This window comes from Lujinxingia sediminis (assembly GCF_004005565.1).
GTDB classification, from domain to species: domain Bacteria; phylum Myxococcota_A; class Bradymonadia; order Bradymonadales; family Bradymonadaceae; genus Lujinxingia; species Lujinxingia sediminis.
This window is the reverse complement of sequence record NZ_SADD01000014.1, coordinates 20,593-38,433: the sequence shown is the minus strand read 5'-3', so window position 1 is coordinate 38,433 and position 17,841 is coordinate 20,593. Positions and strand designations below refer to the sequence as shown.

14 protein-coding genes and 1 riboswitch are annotated in these 17,841 nt (G+C 63.2%); of the genes, 9 read left to right on the top strand and 5 right to left on the bottom strand.

The window, feature by feature from the left end; all coding sequences use genetic code 11:
- Positions 1–304 precede the first annotated feature (304 nt).
- Entirely contained in the window at positions 305–1,516 is a 1,212-nt protein-coding gene (locus tag EA187_RS17505; protein WP_127781090.1) for an NHL repeat-containing protein, read from the bottom strand.
- The gene (locus EA187_RS17500) at positions 1,513–3,669 is read right to left on the bottom strand and encodes a TonB-dependent receptor plug domain-containing protein (protein WP_164856371.1); all 2,157 of its coding nucleotides are present in this window, start codon (positions 3,667–3,669) and stop codon (positions 1,513–1,515) included. Before EA187_RS17500 ends, EA187_RS17505 begins: the two co-directional genes overlap by 4 nt.
- Positions 3,670–3,682: 13 nt before the next feature.
- Positions 3,683–3,904, bottom strand: a riboswitch (cobalamin riboswitch).
- Between the two features lie 183 nt (positions 3,905–4,087).
- Between EA187_RS17500 and EA187_RS17495 the strand changes: the two genes are divergently transcribed.
- From EA187_RS17495 to EA187_RS17470, 6 genes are all read left to right on the top strand, one after another.
- Positions 4,088–5,041, top strand: coding sequence for a metal ABC transporter substrate-binding protein (locus EA187_RS17495; RefSeq protein ID WP_164856370.1), 954 nt, complete (start codon positions 4,088–4,090; stop codon positions 5,039–5,041).
- 47 nt (positions 5,042–5,088) lie between these two features.
- Positions 5,089–5,877 (top strand): metal ABC transporter ATP-binding protein, encoded by a 789-nt coding sequence (locus tag EA187_RS17490; RefSeq protein WP_164856369.1) that lies wholly within the window; start codon positions 5,089–5,091, stop codon positions 5,875–5,877.
- Between the two features lie 27 nt (positions 5,878–5,904).
- A complete protein-coding gene (locus EA187_RS17485; RefSeq protein WP_115607495.1) occupies positions 5,905–6,801 on the top strand; it encodes a metal ABC transporter permease in 897 nt (298 codons plus the stop codon).
- Between the two features lie 191 nt (positions 6,802–6,992).
- Complete coding sequence (locus EA187_RS17480) at positions 6,993–9,923, top strand: proprotein convertase P-domain-containing protein (RefSeq protein ID WP_127781087.1); 2,931 nt, start codon at positions 6,993–6,995, stop codon at positions 9,921–9,923.
- Positions 9,924–10,011: 88 nt separating this feature from the next.
- A complete protein-coding gene (locus EA187_RS17475) occupies positions 10,012–12,312 on the top strand; it encodes a proprotein convertase P-domain-containing protein (RefSeq protein ID WP_127781086.1) in 2,301 nt (766 codons plus the stop codon).
- 627 nt (positions 12,313–12,939) lie between these two features.
- Positions 12,940–13,290, top strand: a complete 351-nt coding sequence (locus tag EA187_RS17470; RefSeq protein WP_127781085.1) for a hypothetical protein — start codon at positions 12,940–12,942, stop codon at positions 13,288–13,290.
- Positions 13,291–13,416: 126 nt separating this feature from the next.
- Here EA187_RS17470 and EA187_RS17465 read toward each other — a convergent pair whose 3' ends face one another.
- The 3 genes from EA187_RS17465 to EA187_RS17455 all read right to left on the bottom strand — a co-directional run bounded on the left by EA187_RS17465 (position 13,417) and on the right by EA187_RS17455 (position 14,363).
- Positions 13,417–13,755 (bottom strand): integrase core domain-containing protein, encoded by a 339-nt coding sequence (locus tag EA187_RS17465; protein WP_115607510.1) that lies wholly within the window; start codon positions 13,753–13,755, stop codon positions 13,417–13,419.
- A complete protein-coding gene (locus EA187_RS17460) occupies positions 13,703–13,912 on the bottom strand; it encodes a hypothetical protein (RefSeq protein WP_127781084.1) in 210 nt (69 codons plus the stop codon). The genes EA187_RS17465 and EA187_RS17460 overlap by 53 nt, the downstream gene beginning before the upstream one ends.
- Before the next feature lie 112 nt (positions 13,913–14,024).
- Positions 14,025–14,363 (bottom strand): DUF1153 domain-containing protein, encoded by a 339-nt coding sequence (locus EA187_RS17455; protein ID WP_127781083.1) that lies wholly within the window; start codon positions 14,361–14,363, stop codon positions 14,025–14,027.
- Between the two features lie 833 nt (positions 14,364–15,196).
- Between EA187_RS17455 and EA187_RS17450 the strand changes: the two genes are divergently transcribed.
- From EA187_RS17450 to EA187_RS17440, 3 genes are all read left to right on the top strand, one after another.
- Positions 15,197–16,390: an MYXO-CTERM sorting domain-containing protein gene (locus tag EA187_RS17450; RefSeq protein WP_127781082.1), complete on the top strand. Its 1,194-nt coding sequence runs from the start codon at positions 15,197–15,199 to the stop codon at positions 16,388–16,390.
- 146 nt (positions 16,391–16,536) lie between these two features.
- Entirely contained in the window at positions 16,537–16,806 is a 270-nt protein-coding gene (locus EA187_RS21185) for an integrase core domain-containing protein (protein WP_127781138.1), read from the top strand.
- Positions 16,742–17,815, top strand: coding sequence for an IS3 family transposase (locus EA187_RS17440; protein ID WP_164856368.1), 1,074 nt, complete (start codon positions 16,742–16,744; stop codon positions 17,813–17,815). The genes EA187_RS21185 and EA187_RS17440 overlap by 65 nt, the downstream gene beginning before the upstream one ends.
- The last annotated feature ends 26 nt before the right edge of the window (positions 17,816–17,841 follow it).

The following is a 17,841-nucleotide window of genomic DNA, read 5'->3' as shown; positions in this document are numbered from 1 at the left end:
TCCTTGTACGAACGCCTGGCACCCGAGCTTCTGCACAATCATGTACGAACGCCTGGCACCCGAGCTTCTGCACAATCATGTACGAACGCCTGGCACCCGAGCTTCTGCACAATCATGTACGAACGCCTGGCACCCGATCTTCTGCACAATCATGTACGAACGCCTGGCACCCGATCTTCTGCACAATCATGTACGAACGCCTGGCACCCGATCAGGCTCGTGTACGAACGCCTGGCACCCGATCAGGCTCGTGTACGAACGCCTGGCACCCGATCAGGCTCGTGTACGAACGCCTGGCACCCGATCACCAATGCACCCGCACTCGCCCAAGCGAGTTGGCGTTGGAGAGCAGGTAATAGGCGTCAATACCCTCGGCGTCCTCGACGATCGTCACCGACTGCGGACCTTCCACCAGATCGTCCACCTGTCCCAGGGGAATCGGTCCGGCCGCCAGCCTATCGCAGCGGGTATCCCACACATAGAGGGCGTCCTGATTAAACGCTGTCAGCCACAGACGCCCGGCGCTATCGACCGCCAGGCTGTGCGTGGCATCACCGCTCGAAGCATAGACCTCCACAGGATTTGAGGCATCGTGCAGCCAGCGGGTCTCCCCAAGATCAAAGGCAAAGAGCACCGGGGCGGTCGCGCTGCTAAAATAAAGTGTGTCGGTGCCCGGCACACGCACCGGCCGCCCGGGCGCCCCCACCACCGAGCCCTCGCGCTGACCCAGGGCGTAGGAAGCGACCTCCGCTGAGGTCGGATCCGCCCCCACTCGCCAGAGCTCCACGCCCGCCTCCCCCCGAAGCGTCACGCCCTGCCCCCCAAAGACCACCTCTCCGGCGGAGCTGACCACCAGCACCTCGTCCCCATCCACATCTTCCACCCGGAGCGAATGCGGGTTCTTAAACGCCGTCGGCAGGCTCGCGACCACCTCCAGCGAGTCTCGCCCGATCACCGCCACGCTCCCCTCCCCGAAACCCTCGGCCACGCTCAGGTAGTTGACGTTGCCCACGTACACGTAGCGCTCCCCCACCGCCACCGCCGAGGGATTTTTGAGCGCCTGGTCTTCGATCTCAGCGAGCACATCGCCCGTCTGCCCGTCGACCACGCTCACGCTATGCGAGGCATAATTAGCCACCCAGAGACGCTCCGCCCCCGAGGGCGCCGCCCCCTCCTCCACCGCCACCGTATAAGGGTTGCGATCGCTGCCCAACGCCGCCGCCCCCGCCACATAACGCTCCCGCTCCGCCTCAAAAAGACTCAACGTGTTGGCGCCGCTCTCCACCACCCACAGCCCGCTCGGCCCCACCGCCAGGTCGTTGGCAAGCGGGCCGGTCGTGCTCAGGCGCGGGTCCACAAAAAGCTCATAGCTTGCGCCTCCCTCCTCACAGACCTCCGAAAGCTCACCTGCCGGCTGCGCCTCATCCACAGGCTCGCCACAGGCCGCAACGAAACTCGCCAGCAGCACAGCAACCCGCAACCCGTTGATCGTATTGACATATTTGAACGCCATCATTCACCCTCCGCCAGCACTGCCAGAGATATAAAAAACGCGCGCCCCGGAAGCGGACGCTGCAAAAAGTCCTGCGCGCGCCGGTCGTTGAGCACATTCTGCACCTCGACGCCCAGGCTCAGCCCGCCTCCCAGGCTCGCGCGGCCGCCCAGGTCCAGGCGCAGCGCGCCGGGGCTCTGCAAGCTGCCAAAATTATCGAGCTGCACCCGACTCCGATACCGCGCGGTGGCCTGAAGGCGCGCGTCGCTCAAAAAGGTTCGGAACGTCTCGGTCGAAACCAGCCCTCCCAGATCCAGGGTCGCGCGCAAAAAGGCGCGGTGGCGCGGCTGATGCGGAAGCTGCGCGGGGATACCTCCCTGGTCGATCGTGAGGTAGGCGCGTGTCAGCGTATAACTTCCGTCCAGACGCACGCGCCCAAAAGGTGCCCACCCCAGGGTGGCCTCCACGCCGTGCGCACGCGCCCCGGAGAGGTTCTGGGCCTGGTAGACGTAGGCCGAGATGGGCAAAAAGAGGATCATCTGCCCGATCGCGTTATGAAAATAGGCCGCCCCCAGCTCCAGCGCCTTCGAGTTGGCCCCGGGGCCCAGCCGAAGGCGCAGGCCCGCATCGACCACCACGGCTTCTTCGGGCAAAAGATCGGGGTTGCCGCGCACCGCTTCGGTCGAGAGGTAGAGCTCATCGAAATGCGGCGCGCGAAAGGTTTTGGCCAGGTTGGCGCGCGCCTCCAGCCGCGGATGCGCCCGCCAGATCGCACCGATGGCCGGAACGACAGGCGCATAAACCCTTGAATCCATGGAAGAATCCGACCCCTGCTCACGCAGAACTTCGCCGCGCAGCGCCCCCACCAGGCTGAGCGTATCGCCCGCCAGCAGCCACTCCTCCGAGAGCGCCAGCGCCGCATTGAGACGCTCCGCTCCCAGGGTCGCCGCGCCGTCCGCCGCCTCATAACGCTCCGCGCGAAGCTCCCCGCTGAAGTTGAGGAGATGCGCCCCGGCAAAGAGCCGCGCCCCGCCGGTAGCCGCCACCGTCTGCTGGCGCGAGTGGGCCTCCACATGCTCCAGCGTCATATGGCCGCGCGCGTTCTCGTAGCGGTAGGCGCGGTCCTGGGCGCCGAGGTCGGCGTGGGCCTGCCAGCGCTCCCCCTCAAAGGTGTAGCGCAGGCTGGCCAGACGGCGATGATCATCGACCCGAGCCAGCTCAAACGAGCGCTGAAACTCCGAGGGGCCAGCGCTCCCCCCGGCGCCCTCCTCCACCAGGGTGGTCAGGCGAAGTTCGCCGCCATCGCCCACCTTCAGCACGCCGGTGGCCCCGCCGCCGAAGCGTCGGTGGTCGTTATTACGCCGGGCCTGCACGATTCCCTGGTTATCGACAAAACCAAAATCGCCTTCGCTTCGGCGCACCCCGAGATGCAGGCGCAGCCCCGCACGCCGCCCGCCCACACCGAACGCGGCCTGCGCGCCCGCGCTCCCGAAACTCCCGGCGCTCAGCCGCGCGCTGGCGCGAACCCCGGGGGTGGGCATCCGCGGGTTTAACTGCACCGAGCCCGTCAGCGCCCCGGCCCCGTGCACCACCGCCGCCCCCCCGCGAAACACATCGGCCGAGGCCAGCCCGCCCACCCCGAGCTGCCCCACATCAAACCCCAGGCCCGCCGGCGAGCTCAGGCGCAGGCCGTCGAGGTAGACGACGAGCTGGCGGGGGCTGCCGCCCCGCACCGATACGTAGGCCGGCTGCCCCGGGCTCGACGCCCGTGAGAGCTGCACCCCCTCCACCTGTTCCAGCGACGCCCCCAGCGTCTCCGAAGCCGCCACGCTCTCCCCGAGCCGCACCCGCGTTACAAAGCCCGAAGGGTGGCGCGCGTCCTCGCGCGCACTCCGATCCCCCACCACCGTGCGCCCCCGCAGGGTATCTTCTCCGCCCTCGTCGTCATCGCTTTCTCCCTCATCCTCGGAAGACGCCTGCGCCAACGACGCCAATACCTCAATAATTTCAACACCTTCCACACCAGACACGGACACAACCTCGCCAGACGCGCGCTCCGCCTCCCCGGCCGCAGCCTCCGGCACAAGGTCGACGCACACGCCCACCCCGGCGCACCACGCCAGCGCGCACACCACGCGCTTAAGCCCCCCGGGGGCTGTCATCCGATCCAAGGTCATGAGCTGCTCTTTGTCGCGAAGAGACATGGTGCTCAGGTATCCTGACTCACAGCTCCCGAGCGTCGACGTCAACATCTCGACCCTCATCGCCTCCGACCGCCTTCCCATCTCGCCGGAGAAGCACGCTTCTCCGAAAAAACAGTGGCTCCTGGCCTTCAGCTCGCTGCACACAGTGGCGCGACCGTCCCGGATTTGCACCGGGTTCCCTGATACGAAGCGCATCTCTCAAGAGAAGGCGCTCAGCCGGACTATCGCAGCGCCCTCCCACAGAAGTCAATCGCGCCCCTGGCGCATCGCTCCGAGTGTTGTTGCAATACATTTGCATTCACGGCTGTTCAACGTTAGGGTCCGCGCCCGACGCACCGCGCCCAGAGCTATCGCGCTTAACCAGATGCCTCTCCACCGGGATGGAGCTCCGATGTCACACCCGCTTAAACGCCGAAAGCCAGCCATCATCACCGCCCTCTTCGGCCTCATCGCCACCCTCCTGATCATGGCGGCCTCCCCGGCCTCCGCAGAACTTCGTGTGGTTGCCACCACTCCCGATCTCGGCGCCATCGCCACCGAAGTGCTCGGCGACCAGGGCACCGTCGAGGTGCTCGTGCGTCCCGGCGACGATCCCCACTTCGTCGATCCTCGCCCCAGCTTCGTTCCCCTGCTCCACCGCGCCGACCTGCTCGTGCTGGTGGGCATGGACCTGGAGGTAGGCTGGCTCCCCACGCTGATCACCGGCGCACGCAACCCGAAGATTCAGGCCGGCCAGCCCGGTTATTTTGACGCCTCCGCGCATATCGTCGCCGCCGATGTTCCGCGCGGTCCGGTCGACCGCACGATGGGCGATGTGCACCCGGGCGGTAACCCCCACTACACCACCGATCCGCGCCAGGGTGCGCGCGTGGCGCTGGCGCTCGGCCGCCACCTGGCCGAGCTCGACCCACCCCACGCCGAAGCCTACGTAAAGCGCAGCCGCGATCTGGCCCGCGACCTCATCCGCCTTGCCCAGCGCTTCGAGCTGCAATTTCGCGAGCTCCCCGCTGAGCGCCGCCAGGTCGTGACCTACCACAAATCCTGGACCTACGTGGCCGGCTGGCTCAGCCTCACCGACGTGATGCAGATCGAACCCAAGCCGGGCGTCCCGCCCAACCCCCGCCACGTCGCGCGCCTGGTGGAGACGATCCAGGAGCGCAATGTCCCGGCCATCCTCCAGCTTAACTACTATCCCACGCGCACCGCCGAGCAGCTCAGCGAGCGCACCGACGCCACGCTGCTGCGACTGCCCGCCCAGACCTCCGAGGGGCAGCGCTACGTCGAGCACCTCGAAGCGCTGGCCGAGCGCATCTATGAGACTCTGAAGCCAGCCCTGGCCCCCTGATGTGGCGGCCTGAGCCCCTTCCCCGAACCTCTGCTCGGGAGCGTTGCATGAGCGCCGATACCGATCTCCGCCCCAACTTCGACCAGCCCTCAGAGCTCCCCCACGAGCCCATCCCCCCCTGCCTGCCTGAGGATCATATCTCCCGGCAGCCCACGCTCTTGCAGGTGCAGGGGCTGGTCTGCGGCTACGGCGGCAAGGGCCTGCTCGGTCCCCTGGATTTTCACCTCCACCAGGGCACCTTCATGCTCATTGAGGGGCCCAACGGCGTGGGAAAATCCACCCTGCTCAAAACCCTCATCGGGCTGATCCCACCGGTAAGCGGGCGCATCGACTGGAGTCTGCCGGCCGACGCCCTGCGCTTTGTGCCCCAGACCCGCACCCTCGACCCGATGCTGCCCGCCACCGTCTTCGACGTCCTCGCCACGGGCCTGCACCGCGGCCGGGGCTTAAGCGCGCTGCGCATCCGCCCCCGCCGCAACGAGCTCCTCGACGCCCTGGAGGTCGTGGGCATGGCCCACCTCTGCGATCACCTCTTCCGCGAGCTCTCCGAGGGTCAGAAACAGCTCATCCTCCTGGCCCGCGCCCTGCTCGGAAAGCCCCGACTTCTGCTCCTCGACGAGCCCTCCGCATCCATGGATCCGGAGCGCGAAGCAACCACCATCGAACTTCTCCACGGCATCCAGCAGCAGCTCGACGTCACGGTCATGATGATCGCCCACGGCTCCGCCCTTGCGCGCAGCGCCTCAAGCCGCATCATGCGCATCGACCGCCGCGGCCACATCGCCATCGAGGAATGCCTGAAAGACTGTCTCGATGATCCGCACCACACCCACTGATCCTCTCCGATCTTCGCCGGCACCCCTATGTTTGAATTCCTGGCGCTCTACGGCGACCTCTACCGCGACCCCATTCTCACGGCCATGATCGCAGGCCTTGGCCTGGGTCTGCTGGGCGTCTACGTGGTCAGCCGCCGCATCGTCTTCGTCAGCGCCGCACTCAGCCAGACCTCGGCCCTGGGCGTCACCATCGCCTTCTACCTGAGCGCGCAGCTGGGCCTGACCGGCCTCCTCGCCGAACTCCTGGCCCCGGCGCTGGCGATTCTCCTCTCCACCCTCGTTGTCTTTGGCCTGGTCTGGCTTGGCGAGCGCCCCACGCTGGGACGGGATGCGCTATTGGGCGTGGCCTTCATCGTACCGACGGCGCTGGTCCTGCTGCTGGGTCCGCTGATCGCCCACGAACTCCACGAAGTCGAAGCGGTGCTTCACGGCTCGGCGGTGCTCGTGCGCGAAAGCGATCTCTACGCCATCCTCGGCGCCACGCTGCTCGTGGTCTTCACCCAGCTCGTTGCCTTTCGCGCCTTTGTCTTCGCCAGCCTCGATCCCCTGGTCGCCCGCACCCAGGGCGTGCCCGTGCGCAGGCTCGACGCCATCCTCTTCGGCGCCATCGCGCTCCTCACCGGCCTCTCCACCCGCGCACTGGGCGCGCTCCCCACCTTCGGTCTCACTGTGCTCCCGGCCATCGGCGCGCTCGGGCTAAATGTCGGGCTGAAATGGGTCTTCATCATCGCCGCAACCTCCGGCGCCGCCTCCGGCCTGCTCGGCTACATGCTCGCGCTGGCCACCGACTGGTCGGTGGGCGCAAGCCAGACCCTGGTCGCCGCCCTGCTCGCATTAGCGCTGCGCGCCCTCGGACTCATCCTCAACCGTCGCGCGCCACGCCCCCCCGCCACACCGCCCCCCGAAAAAGCACCGCCCGCCTGAAGATCCAGAATTTGGTTGCATCAACAGGGGGTTGCTGACTATCGTCTAGCCCACGGTCCCCATAGACCCTGGCTCTGTCGTGCCCGAACGCCTGCAGGCCAGCCGGTCGCGCATCACACGTTGAGCCGACCGCGCTAACCCATCGACGAGAACCCACGATCGGACTTGTCAGAAAGTCGGAGATGAATCGGATGAAGCGACTCACCCCCTGGAACCTTCCCCTCAGCGGGATTTTGGTACTCGCCCTGGCCGCTTGCGGCGGCGACAACGCCGAAACCCCTGACCTCTTAGAGTGTGGCCCCGGCACGGAACTCAGCGGAGGCGCCTGCGTCCTCGCCGAGAACACCTGCGGCGCAGGCCTCACCCTCAACGATAACGATCAGTGCGTCCCCACCGACGAGCTCTGCGGTGACGAGACCGTCTACGACACCGAGTCGGGCACCTGCGTGGGCCCCGAGGAGATCGTCTGCGGTGAGGGCACCATCGAAATCGATGGCCGCTGCCTGGTCGACAACCCGCTGACCTGCGGCGAAGACACCGTGCTCGCCAACGGCCAGTGCGAGCTCACCGAAGAGGTCTGCGGCGAAGGCACCGAGTTTGCCGACGCTGGCTGCGCCCTCATCGGTGAGACCGTCTGCGCCGACCGCACCGTCTTCGACGTCGCGCTCGGCAAATGCGTTGACCTGGGCAACGTCGTCTGCAGCGACGACACCTTCGAGGTGGAAAACCGCTGCATCTCAGTCGACACCGTCGCCGACAACCTCGCGTCCAGCGCCGACGTCGTCTACGCCGAAGGCGGCGATAACGCCCTGACCATTCCCGCGCTGGAATCCAGCCTGGTCTTCGCCGGCACCATCGAGGCCGACGACGCCGGTCAGCACGAGTTCACCCTCACCGCCGAAGTCGGCGACTGGTTCGAGCTGACCGTCTTCACCCGCGGCCTGCCCTCGCCGATGGCCATCATCACCAACGATGACGGCTACGATCGCGCCACCAGCTCCGGCATTTCCAACGTCGCGCAGCGCACCTTCGCGCTCCCCGCCGACGGCGACTACACCGTGACGATCGCCAACGCGCTCAACGAGCTCAACGGCACCGCCAACAGCGGTGACGGCACCTGGGCCTACGTCGCGCAGATCAACCGCATTGAGGCCCCCGCACCCAGGCCCTGGCCTGGCATCGAAGCCGTCGCCAGCGGCGACCTCTCCGAGCTCACCGAGAACCTCTACCAGGTCGAATTCCCCGCGGACTTCAACCTGGCCATGAGCATCGACATGCTCGGCGCCGACGCGCAGGCCGTCGTCGACCAGTGGGCCAGCCTCTCCGAGTTCACCGAGTCCTTCGATCTTGAAGAGGGCGACACCTTCGTGCCCGAGCGCCCCGCCTCCGGTCAGCCGATCTTCCTGCTCTTCGATACGGAGCGCCAGACCGGCCCCTCCACCGCCTTTGCGATCAGCACCCAGCGCGCGGTCGATGTCGATGTCGATGACACCTACGAATACGAAGTCGTCGCTCAGCCTGGCCAGATGCTGCGCCTGGGCTACACCTCGTCCAACCCAAGCTCCTTCTCCACCATCTTCACGATCTCCAAAAACGGCGAAGAGCTCGCCTATTATGAAGACGTCTACCCGGTCGATCATCCCACGACCTATTACGACACCGAGATGTACTTCTTTGCCGCCGAAGGTGGTACCTACACCATCGCCATGACCAACGATAACTGGGCGGCGACGATTTATGATTTCGTGCCCGTCAATATCTTCATTGACCCAACCCCGATCAACGTCACCGGTGGCGGAAACTTCTCTTTCTCCCGCGAAGAACGGCTCGACTCGGGCGACCTTGAGTTCTACCGCATCGATGTCGCAGCTCCGGTCGGCTTCGAAGGCGTCTTGCGCACCGGCGGCATCATCTACGATGAGGTTGAAGAAGAGTGGATCGAGGACGACAACAATCCCGGCGACGGAAACCCCAACGGCGCCATCCTGGGCTCCGACAACCTGGTCTCGCATCAGTTCTTCGGCACCGGCACCTTCGAACTCCTCGAGTTCACGCTACTGACCCCGGGCTCCTACATCTTCGCCATCAGCGCCTATGAGGCACTCACCCAGGGCTACACCCTGGAACTCAACGCCACCGAACGTCAGGCACTGGTCCCCGAAGAGATCATCTCCGAGCCCTTCACCCTGGAAACCTACGACCTCATCCGCGGCAGCGCCGAGTTCGCCGAAGGCGAAAGCGCCACCATCCGCATCTACAACCCTGACGATGTCGTCATCTTCGAAGCAGAGGCCAGCGGAGAGTACGAGTTCCTTGAGCTTGCCCCCGGCCCCGGCGAGTACCGCGTGGAGCTCGTCAACGAAACCGAAGACGCCATCCTGCGCCCCACCTACGAGTTTGAAGGTGTGACCGACGCCGACTTCTTCGAAGCCTCCCTGGGAAGCCTCGATCTGGGCACCACCGGCGCCTACGCCGCAGGCGATCGCAACTACTACCTCTTCCGGGTACGCGACGCGATGCTCATCTCAATGACCTTCTCCGTCGCTCAGGGCGAGGCCATCAGCACCAAGGTCTTCTCCCGCGCCAGCCGCAACACGCTGCGCGAGCAGGTCGGTAACCTCATCAACTTCGAAGACCTCTACGCCAGCAACGACCTCATTATTGTCGAAGTCGTCGCTAACAGCGTGCTCGCCGACGGTTACTCCTTCGATCTCGACTTCGACGAAGTGACCGGCGTTCCGTCCGTCAATGTCTCCGAGACCGCGGATGCCCCGATCGTCGACAACACTCCTTCGGGAACGGTGCGAAACCTCACTACACTTGGATGCGTTGTCGTCTCAGAAATCACGGTGGACGTCGATATCTCGCACAACTGGATTGGTGATGTCGTGATGGAACTCACGTCCCCCTCCGGGACGACCGTGCGTCTTCACAGCCGCTCGGGTGGCAGCTCCGACGATATCGTCGGCAACTACCCCGGTGATATCACCCCGAATGAGTCTCTGGACGCCTTTATCGGAGAAAGTGGTCAGGGCGACTGGACCCTGTACGTTGCGGATGTCTCCGGCGGAATTGCCGGTACCCTCAACAGCTGGGGCATCAACCTGACCTGCGGCACCTGATCGACGTCAGCTCCTGACGCCGCGCCCCCTCCGGGCGCGGCGCACCTGAACCTTACGAAAGACCCAATCATCACGGGAGATTCGATACATGCGTACCCTGACAAAACTCTCCGCGCTCGCCATCCTGGCTGCCAGCGCCATCGCCTGCGGTGGTGATGGTGGCGAGGTCGAGCAGCGTGAATGCGGCCCCGGCACGTACCTTGTTGACGGCCAGTGCGAAGTCGACGAATCCAACTGCGGCGCAGGCTCCATCCTCAACGATGAAGGCCAATGCGAGCCCACCGGCGAGATCTGCGGCGAAAACACCACCTACGACGCCGGTCAAGGCCGCTGCGTGCCGAACATCGGCATCCAGTGCGCCGAAGGCACCATCGAAGTCGACGGGGAGTGCGTGCCCGAAGACGCCGTCGAGTGCGCCGAGGGCACCGTCGTCGCCAACAACCAGTGCGTCCCCGCCGACGATATCTGCGGCGATGGCACCGAGCCCGACAACCAGGATCGCTGCCGCCCCACCGACGAGGTCTGCGGTGAGGGCACCAGCTTCGATGTCGCCACACGCACCTGCGTACCGACCTCCCTGCTGAGCTGCGGCGCGGGCACCATCCAGATCGATGGTACCTGTCGCCTTCGCGCAGGCGTCGTCGCCGACCTGGCCGCCACCGCCACCCTCAACCTCGACGAAGCTGGCGAGACTCCGATCGACCTCGTCTCCGGCGAAGCCCTCGTCTTCACAGGCAACATCGACGCCCCCGAGCTGAGCGAAGGTGAGTACGTCCAGGACCTGGACACCCTGCTCATCAACGGCACCCCCGGCCAGTGGATCCGTGTGGCCATTCACGCCAACGGTATGCCCGAGCCCGGCTTCGTCTTCATGGAAGAAGTCGCCGAACCCGCCAACCCGGAAGCCGAAGAGCCCCCCGCTCCCTTCAGCCGCACCAGCGACGCCGGCGCCGGCCTGGACTTCAGCCGCGAGATCGTCATCCCCAACGAAGGCGTCTACGCCCTCAACGTGGGTCCCATCGCCCAGCTCCTCGAGCTTGCCGGTCCCGCTGGCGGCGAAGACTGGGGCTACGTCGGCAGCATCGAGCTCATCGATGCGCCGACGCCGACCGCTGTGGAGTTCCCTCAGGACGCCATCAGCGGTGATGTCCGCCATCTGACCGAGAACTTCTACGAGGTCAGCGGCGTGGCTGAGGGCGATCAGTTTGTTTTCTTCCTCAATCAGGTTCCGTCTGACGCGCAGGCAGAAGTCCAAATTTGGACGGACGCCACGACCCTGGCTGAAACCATCACCATCGACGGCGGCGTCTTCATCATGAACGCCCCCGCCGAGAGCTTCTTCCTCCTCGTCGATCGCGTCTACTCCGATGGTCCGGCCACGGCCTACAACGCGCAGCCCAACTCCAGCCAGACCATCGACGGCGAAGCCTCCATCACGGAAACCATCACGCTTGCTGCGGGTGAATACATCACCATCAGCCAGTGGAACGGTGCTGAAGCCAACCTCTCCGCCAGCATTTCGGCTGGCGGCGAAGCCCTGGTCGAAAGCTCCGCGCTGCGCCCCCGCACCGCAACCTCCGGAACGCGCGCACTGCAATGGTTCGCCTTCGAGGAGACGGAAGTCACCGTCACCTTTGAAAACACGTCGGAAGACGCGCTTGAAGGCGTTGTCGTGGGTATCGCAGTCGCATCGGCGATTGACCTTGGCGAGGTCGCTCCCGGTGCCGCACCGACCCTGAGCCGAGCGCTGCCGGCAGAGACGCAATCATACCTCACCTTCGAAACCACCGAGCTGATCAACTGGACCATCGCGTTGCAGGGCAACATCGTCGCAGACTTCGAGCTCATCGCTACTGATGGCTCTCTCATCACAGAGGCCGTTAACACCGCGCTCTTCCGTGCTGGCGAGCTCGCCGTGGGACGCTTCCTGCTGAAAGTGACCCCCGCAGACACCGTGCCGGCTAACACTGCCGTCCAGTTTGAAGTCTCCACCGTCTTCGAGCAGTCTCTATTCGACGTCGCGGTGAACTCTCCCAGCGAAAATAATATCGTCGCCACCACAACCTCAACCATCACTGTTCCCCAATCCTGCCAGCGGGTTGGAAGTATCGAAGTCTATGTCACCACAAACCAGGGCACCTGGCAGGATGAGCTGACCCTGAAGCTGACCTCTCCCGCCTCTCAGACCGTGCGCCTCTTTACCCCGAGCTCGACAACCAGCTCGCCACTTGATCGCACCTTCCCGACTCTTCATACCCCGGTCGACTCGATGGACGTCTTCGTTGGCCAAAACGCCCCGGGAGACTGGACGCTTGAGGTTGAGTACACCTGGAGCAACAGCGGACGGACCTTGCCAGAATGGCGTCTGACCATTGATTGTGTTGAGTAATTAATTACTTCACACCCCAACAAAAAAGCCGCCCCTCCGGGGCGGCTTTTTTGTTGCCTGAGCATCACGCCAGGTTCACTCAAAATGTATTGTGATCACCGTTCACCCCTCGCACTTCACCGCATATCCCTTCACATCTCCCGACTCCCGACGCTGATATCCCCCCTTTCCCCTGTATCTCTATCAATCCAACACTCGTCATGAACCGCCTTGAAACACGTTTCTCCTTTCCTCACACTTCATCCCTCATACACTTCCCCCTCTCGGAGCACTCCCAATGCCCCTTTTGCGTCTCGACACACTCGCCGCCCCCTTCTTCTTCGGCCTCGCCACCCTGGCTTTCACTGCCGCGCTGTCAGGCAATAATCACGCGCATGCCGACACAACGTGTTCCGTTCGCGTAGACATGGTCAAACTTGAGTTTTCTCACGAGCCCGAAAGTGACGGCCTTATGGCTCAGGAACTCGCTCTAACTTCTGGCGGATTGACGCGATCATTCAACACATGGAACCTATCATTAGGTTCCTCTCAGGTTAGTCTGGCCTATCACCTGCGCCCCCGGGAAGACGAGGAAGTATCGACGTTTTCGTTGCGTCAACCGGCGCTTACGCAAACAGGAGAAAACCAATGACCCGGCAAAACCACGCGTTTAAACAACATGCTCTTCTCTCCCTCTTTACTGGCGTCGTTGTATTGGTCGCCAGCCTCGCAACCTCGGCCTGCACCGATATGTTTGATGATTGTGGTCCTGAAAACCCGCCTCCCACGATCACCAGCATCTACAATACTCCCCTCATTCCCACCGATGACCCATTTATAAACACGACCTCCGAAGATTTCCAGAACGCTGCCGAGCTCTTCGACGTTGTTTCGGTTCACGTGACGGACGATGAAAAAGTTCACGTGACCTACATCCATGACGGCGAGCAGTACGTTGACATTTATAACATCACGGAAGTGGAGAACGCATACCTCTGACCATAAAAGCATGGCGTCTTTGAGCTTCATGTGTTTACATTTACCGTGGCACCTGGCGACCAACGTACACATTCAGAACATTTGTAAACGTCGATCTTTTGAACTTTATGTAGTGCCCCCCATACATCAAGCAACCAACTCGCCAAACTGAGCACCATACTCAGCCGGTGATGTATACCCGAGCGCCTGGTGGGGCCTCTCGGTGTTGTAGAACTCGACCCAGGTTTCAATCACCTCCCGCGCCTGCGCAAAGGTCTTGAAATTGGTCATCCAGATGCACTCCTCTTTCAGCGAGCGGAAGAAACACTCAATCAGCCCGTTCTGCTGCGGCGTATAGGGCCTGATGAACTCCTGAATCAGCCCGTACTGGCTTGCAACTCCCGGTGAAGGACTTCGATGTAAACACCTTGCCTTAATCGCTACGCAGCACGGGCCGCGACTCGCCGTTAGGGTAAATAAGGCCAAAACGCTTTAAACAGGCGCTCTCCAGGGCTCGCTGCGCCTCCACAGCGCGGCCACGACGAACGACGTCGATGCCAACAATCTCGCTGGTGCAGCAGTCAATCACCGCCATCACGCCAATCCAGCCGTCCTGCTCGCAGTACAAACTCGTGGCGTCCATAGTCCGACGCTCGTCAGGCGGCTCACACCCTTCCTCTGACGCCAGACCGTGGAGCGGTTCAGCGCCAAAAGCGCGCATAATCTCCGCTCACTCATCGCCGGGTGACGTTCCATCAATCCTCAGAGCGCCACCCGGAGCCAGAAGGGTCGAGCCTGGCCATATGATGAACCTCCTTGATGATGTCGATGTCCATCACCAGCTCGCCGATCTTCTGCTGGAGCTTCGCGATTTGAGCATCTTTGCGCTCAATCTCTTCCTTCGGGCGGCTCTTCAACCCATTCTCACCCGCATCCAGGAAGGTCTCGTACCACTGCTCGATCTCGCCGGGTTTGAGGTCGTACTGGCGCGCAGCCTCGTTCACCGTGGTCTCCCCGCGGATAATCTGCAGCACCAACGCGGTACGACGCTCCGAGGTCCAACGCTTGATATCTTCCGATAACTCTTCGCTCATCTCACCCTCTTAAACTGACGTCCTGGCCAACACCCAACCCGATTCTGACAGGTTTGGCCTGGCCAGGCACCATTGTCGTAAGGGTGGCTCGATTGTCAGGGGGCAGAAGAGCAGGGCCTAACATCGGCCAACGAGGCGATCTGCCCGTATTTATGCGCTTCCGATCGGGTTTCACATTTTGAAAAACGCGTTCGGAAGCCTCCCGACGCTGTGGCCAGCGGGCGCGGAAACGAGCTGAAGTGCCCCGATCGCTCCCGGGGGGCGCGAAGAACGCTCGGGAGGGTCCTGACCCGGCGAATCCGCGGCAAGTGACCTCTGGAGGCTTCCGATGGCATCGGGGGAGATTCAACAGGTCTCCCGGAGTCGTCGGTCGGCATCGTCCCCACGTCGCCCCACCCCGGGAGACTCCGGAGGGGATTCCGCGTCGAAACCTGACTTGCGAGGGCCTCCGAACCTCTGTGGGCATCCCGGCACACTCCGAGAAGGTCTCAGAACGCCTGGGAAGAGCGCCCATCGACGGGCCGGAGTGTTCCATCGACGCGGCGGGATGGCAGGCGGAAATCATCACCGACGTGCCTGTGCACTTCGAGCGTTATCAGGCGCTAACCCTATCCCCGCACTCCTCGCTCTACGTGGGCGCGCCGGACCACCACGGAGGGCATCCGGCCCACACGCTTCGACGAGGGGGAGACAGCAACTTGCCCCTTGTCTTCCTTTCCACGCGCGCACTACGCTCCTCTCCCATCGAAGACTATCCCCGGCGTCATCACCGACGCCTGCCCCCCCTGACCTGCTCCCGTTTCGGCGAGTTCGTGAGCGTAGGAGAGAACGTTATGAAGACGAAGGTGTTCGCGGCCGCCGCGCTGCTCCTCCTCCCGGCTGCTGCCCGGGCTGAAACCACCCTGGTCAACCCCGACTGGGAGTTTTACGACGACTTCGAAAGCCCCTTTGAGGAGGGGTTCTGGGCGTCGAGCGGGGCCGGAACCACCTACGGCGCCGCCTGCCCGGGCTCGGACGCCTTCGGCAACACTCTGGTCTTCGACTACCACCCCGACGATCCCGAGCCGGGCCACGGCTGGGCCGAGCGGCGCTTCACGCTGCCCATCGACGCCGTGCAGCTGGAGATCTCCTACAAGCTCTTTGTGCCCGCGAACTACGTGCACACCTCCGGGAACCACAAAAACTTCGTTTTGTGGTCAGGAGACTACGGCAAGGTCAACGCCAACATCTCCGTCTCCAGCGAGAGCTGGCCGGCCGAGGGCGGCGCCTCCCCCTCGGTTTACATCGGCGTAGACGGCGCCAACTACGGCCACGCCATGAACGAGAGCACCATGCCCCTCTTACTCGAAGACGGCCTGGGCGACTGGATCGACATCCACATCTTCCTGGATCTGGCCCGCGAAGAGGGCGACTTCGGAGTTTTTGAGATCTTCAAGGATGGTCAGCGCATCACCGGCAACCTCGATGAAGAGGTCGTCTCCTACGCCGACGTCCCCCTCCACGAACAAATCTCCTTTGCGGAACGCGGCAACTTCATCGATCAGGGCTACCTGCTGGGCTGGGCCAACGGCGGGTTTGCCGAAGAAACAACCTTCTGCGTGGCGGACTTTCGGATTCGCGCCAACAGCGTCCACGGCGACTTCGGAAATGCCGCGGATCTGGAGTGCACCCACGACGCGGATTGCCCGGGCGATGCGAGCTGCGAGAGCAGCCCGCTGGCAGGCAGTGAACACGTCACCACCCGCTGCTCCACTGAGACAGGCACTCCGGACACGGGTTCGCCAGACGCAGGCAGCCCGGATGTGGGCACACCGGATGCAGGCTCGCCGGACGTCGGCGCTCCGGATGTCAGCAGCCCCGACACTGGCGAGGGCAACGATGCGGGAGACAACGATGCAGGCGCCAGCCCATCGAACGACGGCCACGCAGGCGGATGCGCCAGCGTGCCGGCCGGGCACCCCGGTGGTTCGCTTGCCGCGCTTTTGTTGATGATGTTGGGAGTGATTCGTATGAGGCGGAAGCGCTGAAGATGCGTCTTCGCGGGGACAACGAAACCTCTGCGCTCATAATGAGTCGCGGCAGGTACTGCACGCCGACAACCGCGCGGCGTTCCGTCGAAGGGGCTCACCGGGCATTCCAACCAGTACGGCCTGACCCGGAAGCGTAACTCACCCTGGACGCCGCAGCGGAACGGGCTGATGGAGCGCGTCTTTCGCTCTCTGAAGGAAGGTGCATCTGGATAACCGACTTTAAGACCTTTGCGCAGGCTCGGGAGGCGGTTGAGACCTGGGTCGAGTTCTACATCACCGAGCGGCCCCACCAGGCGCTCGGGTACAAATCGCCGGCTGAGTATGGTGCTCATTTTGGCGAGTTGGTGGATGGATTTATGGGGGGCACTACAAAACGTCAATTCGCTCCACAACTGGTTGAAAAAGCACCGTGAGGAACGCGGCGGCGATGTGAGCGAGTCCGAGCAGGAGGAGTTGCAGCGCCTGCGTCAAAAATATCGTATCCTCAAAAAAAAAACGCCACATTCTAAAAAAGGCCGCAGCCTTCTTTGCGAAGGAGCCGAAGTGAGGTGCCACTTCATCCAGGCAGAGAGGGCGAACCACAGCGTGAGCATGTTATGTCGGGTAATGCGGGTGCCGCGCTCTACTTTTTATGCGTGGCGAAGCCGCAAACCCAGCGCCCGAGCGCAACAAATTGCTCGCCTCAAGCCGCTCATTCGCCGCATTTTTCTGAAAAGTTGTAAGCGCTATGGCTCTCCGCGCATCCACCGGGAACTGCGCCATCACGATGTGAGCATCGGGCGAAAACGCGTCGCACGGTTGATGCATAAACAAGGCTTGAGGTCGGTTTCGCGTCGTAAATACAGGTGCACCACCGGCTCCAATCACGACTACAAGTTTGCACCAAACACGCTCAATCGCAGCTTCAATATAAGCGAGCCAAACCGTGCCTGGGTGGGCGATATCACGTATGTGTGGACGATCCGCGGCTGGCTCTATCTGGCCGTGCTCATCGACCTTGCCTCGCGGCGCGTGGTCGGCTGGGCGATGGCCACGCATATGCGTCAGGAGTTCATTCAGGCCTGTCTTCAGATGGCGGTGCACCGGCGTCGTCCCGAGTCCGGATGGCTTCACCACACCGACCAGGGCTCCCAATATGCTGCCGACGATTACCGCAAGATGGTCGAGAATTGGGGCGGCCAAATCAGCATGAGCAACAAAGGCGACTGCTGGGACAACGCGGTCGCCGAGAGCTTTTTCGCATCGCTCAAAAAAGAGTTTGTCTATCAAACGACCTTTACCACGCAAGATGAGGCGAGCCTCGCGGTGCTCGACTACATTCGCTGGTACAACGCCAGAAAGCTACATTCCGCCATTGGATTTGAGTCTCCCAATCGCTACGAAGAGAAGATGGCCCGCGCCGCGCTAGGTCAGGCGGCATAAACTAGGAGAGTACTGTCCAGGAAAGC

Coding starts and splice junctions, on each gene's coding strand:
- EA187_RS17440 (WP_164856368.1), top strand. CDS start 16,742: ATGGATTTATGGGGGGCACTACAAAACGTCAATTCGCTCCACAACTGG.
- EA187_RS17495 (WP_164856370.1), top strand. CDS start 4,088: ATGTCACACCCGCTTAAACGCCGAAAGCCAGCCATCATCACCGCCCTC.
- EA187_RS17475 (WP_127781086.1), top strand. CDS start 10,012: ATGCGTACCCTGACAAAACTCTCCGCGCTCGCCATCCTGGCTGCCAGC.
- EA187_RS17470 (WP_127781085.1), top strand. CDS start 12,940: ATGACCCGGCAAAACCACGCGTTTAAACAACATGCTCTTCTCTCCCTC.
- EA187_RS17460 (WP_127781084.1), bottom strand. CDS start 13,912: ATGGACGCCACGAGTTTGTACTGCGAGCAGGACGGCTGGATTGGCGTG.
- EA187_RS17450 (WP_127781082.1), top strand. CDS start 15,197: ATGAAGACGAAGGTGTTCGCGGCCGCCGCGCTGCTCCTCCTCCCGGCT.
- EA187_RS17485 (WP_115607495.1), top strand. CDS start 5,905: ATGTTTGAATTCCTGGCGCTCTACGGCGACCTCTACCGCGACCCCATT.
- EA187_RS17480 (WP_127781087.1), top strand. CDS start 6,993: ATGAAGCGACTCACCCCCTGGAACCTTCCCCTCAGCGGGATTTTGGTA.
- EA187_RS17455 (WP_127781083.1), bottom strand. CDS start 14,363: ATGAGCGAAGAGTTATCGGAAGATATCAAGCGTTGGACCTCGGAGCGT.
- EA187_RS17490 (WP_164856369.1), top strand. CDS start 5,089: ATGAGCGCCGATACCGATCTCCGCCCCAACTTCGACCAGCCCTCAGAG.
- EA187_RS17505 (WP_127781090.1), bottom strand. CDS start 1,516: ATGATGGCGTTCAAATATGTCAATACGATCAACGGGTTGCGGGTTGCT.
- EA187_RS17500 (WP_164856371.1), bottom strand. CDS start 3,669: ATGACCTTGGATCGGATGACAGCCCCCGGGGGGCTTAAGCGCGTGGTG.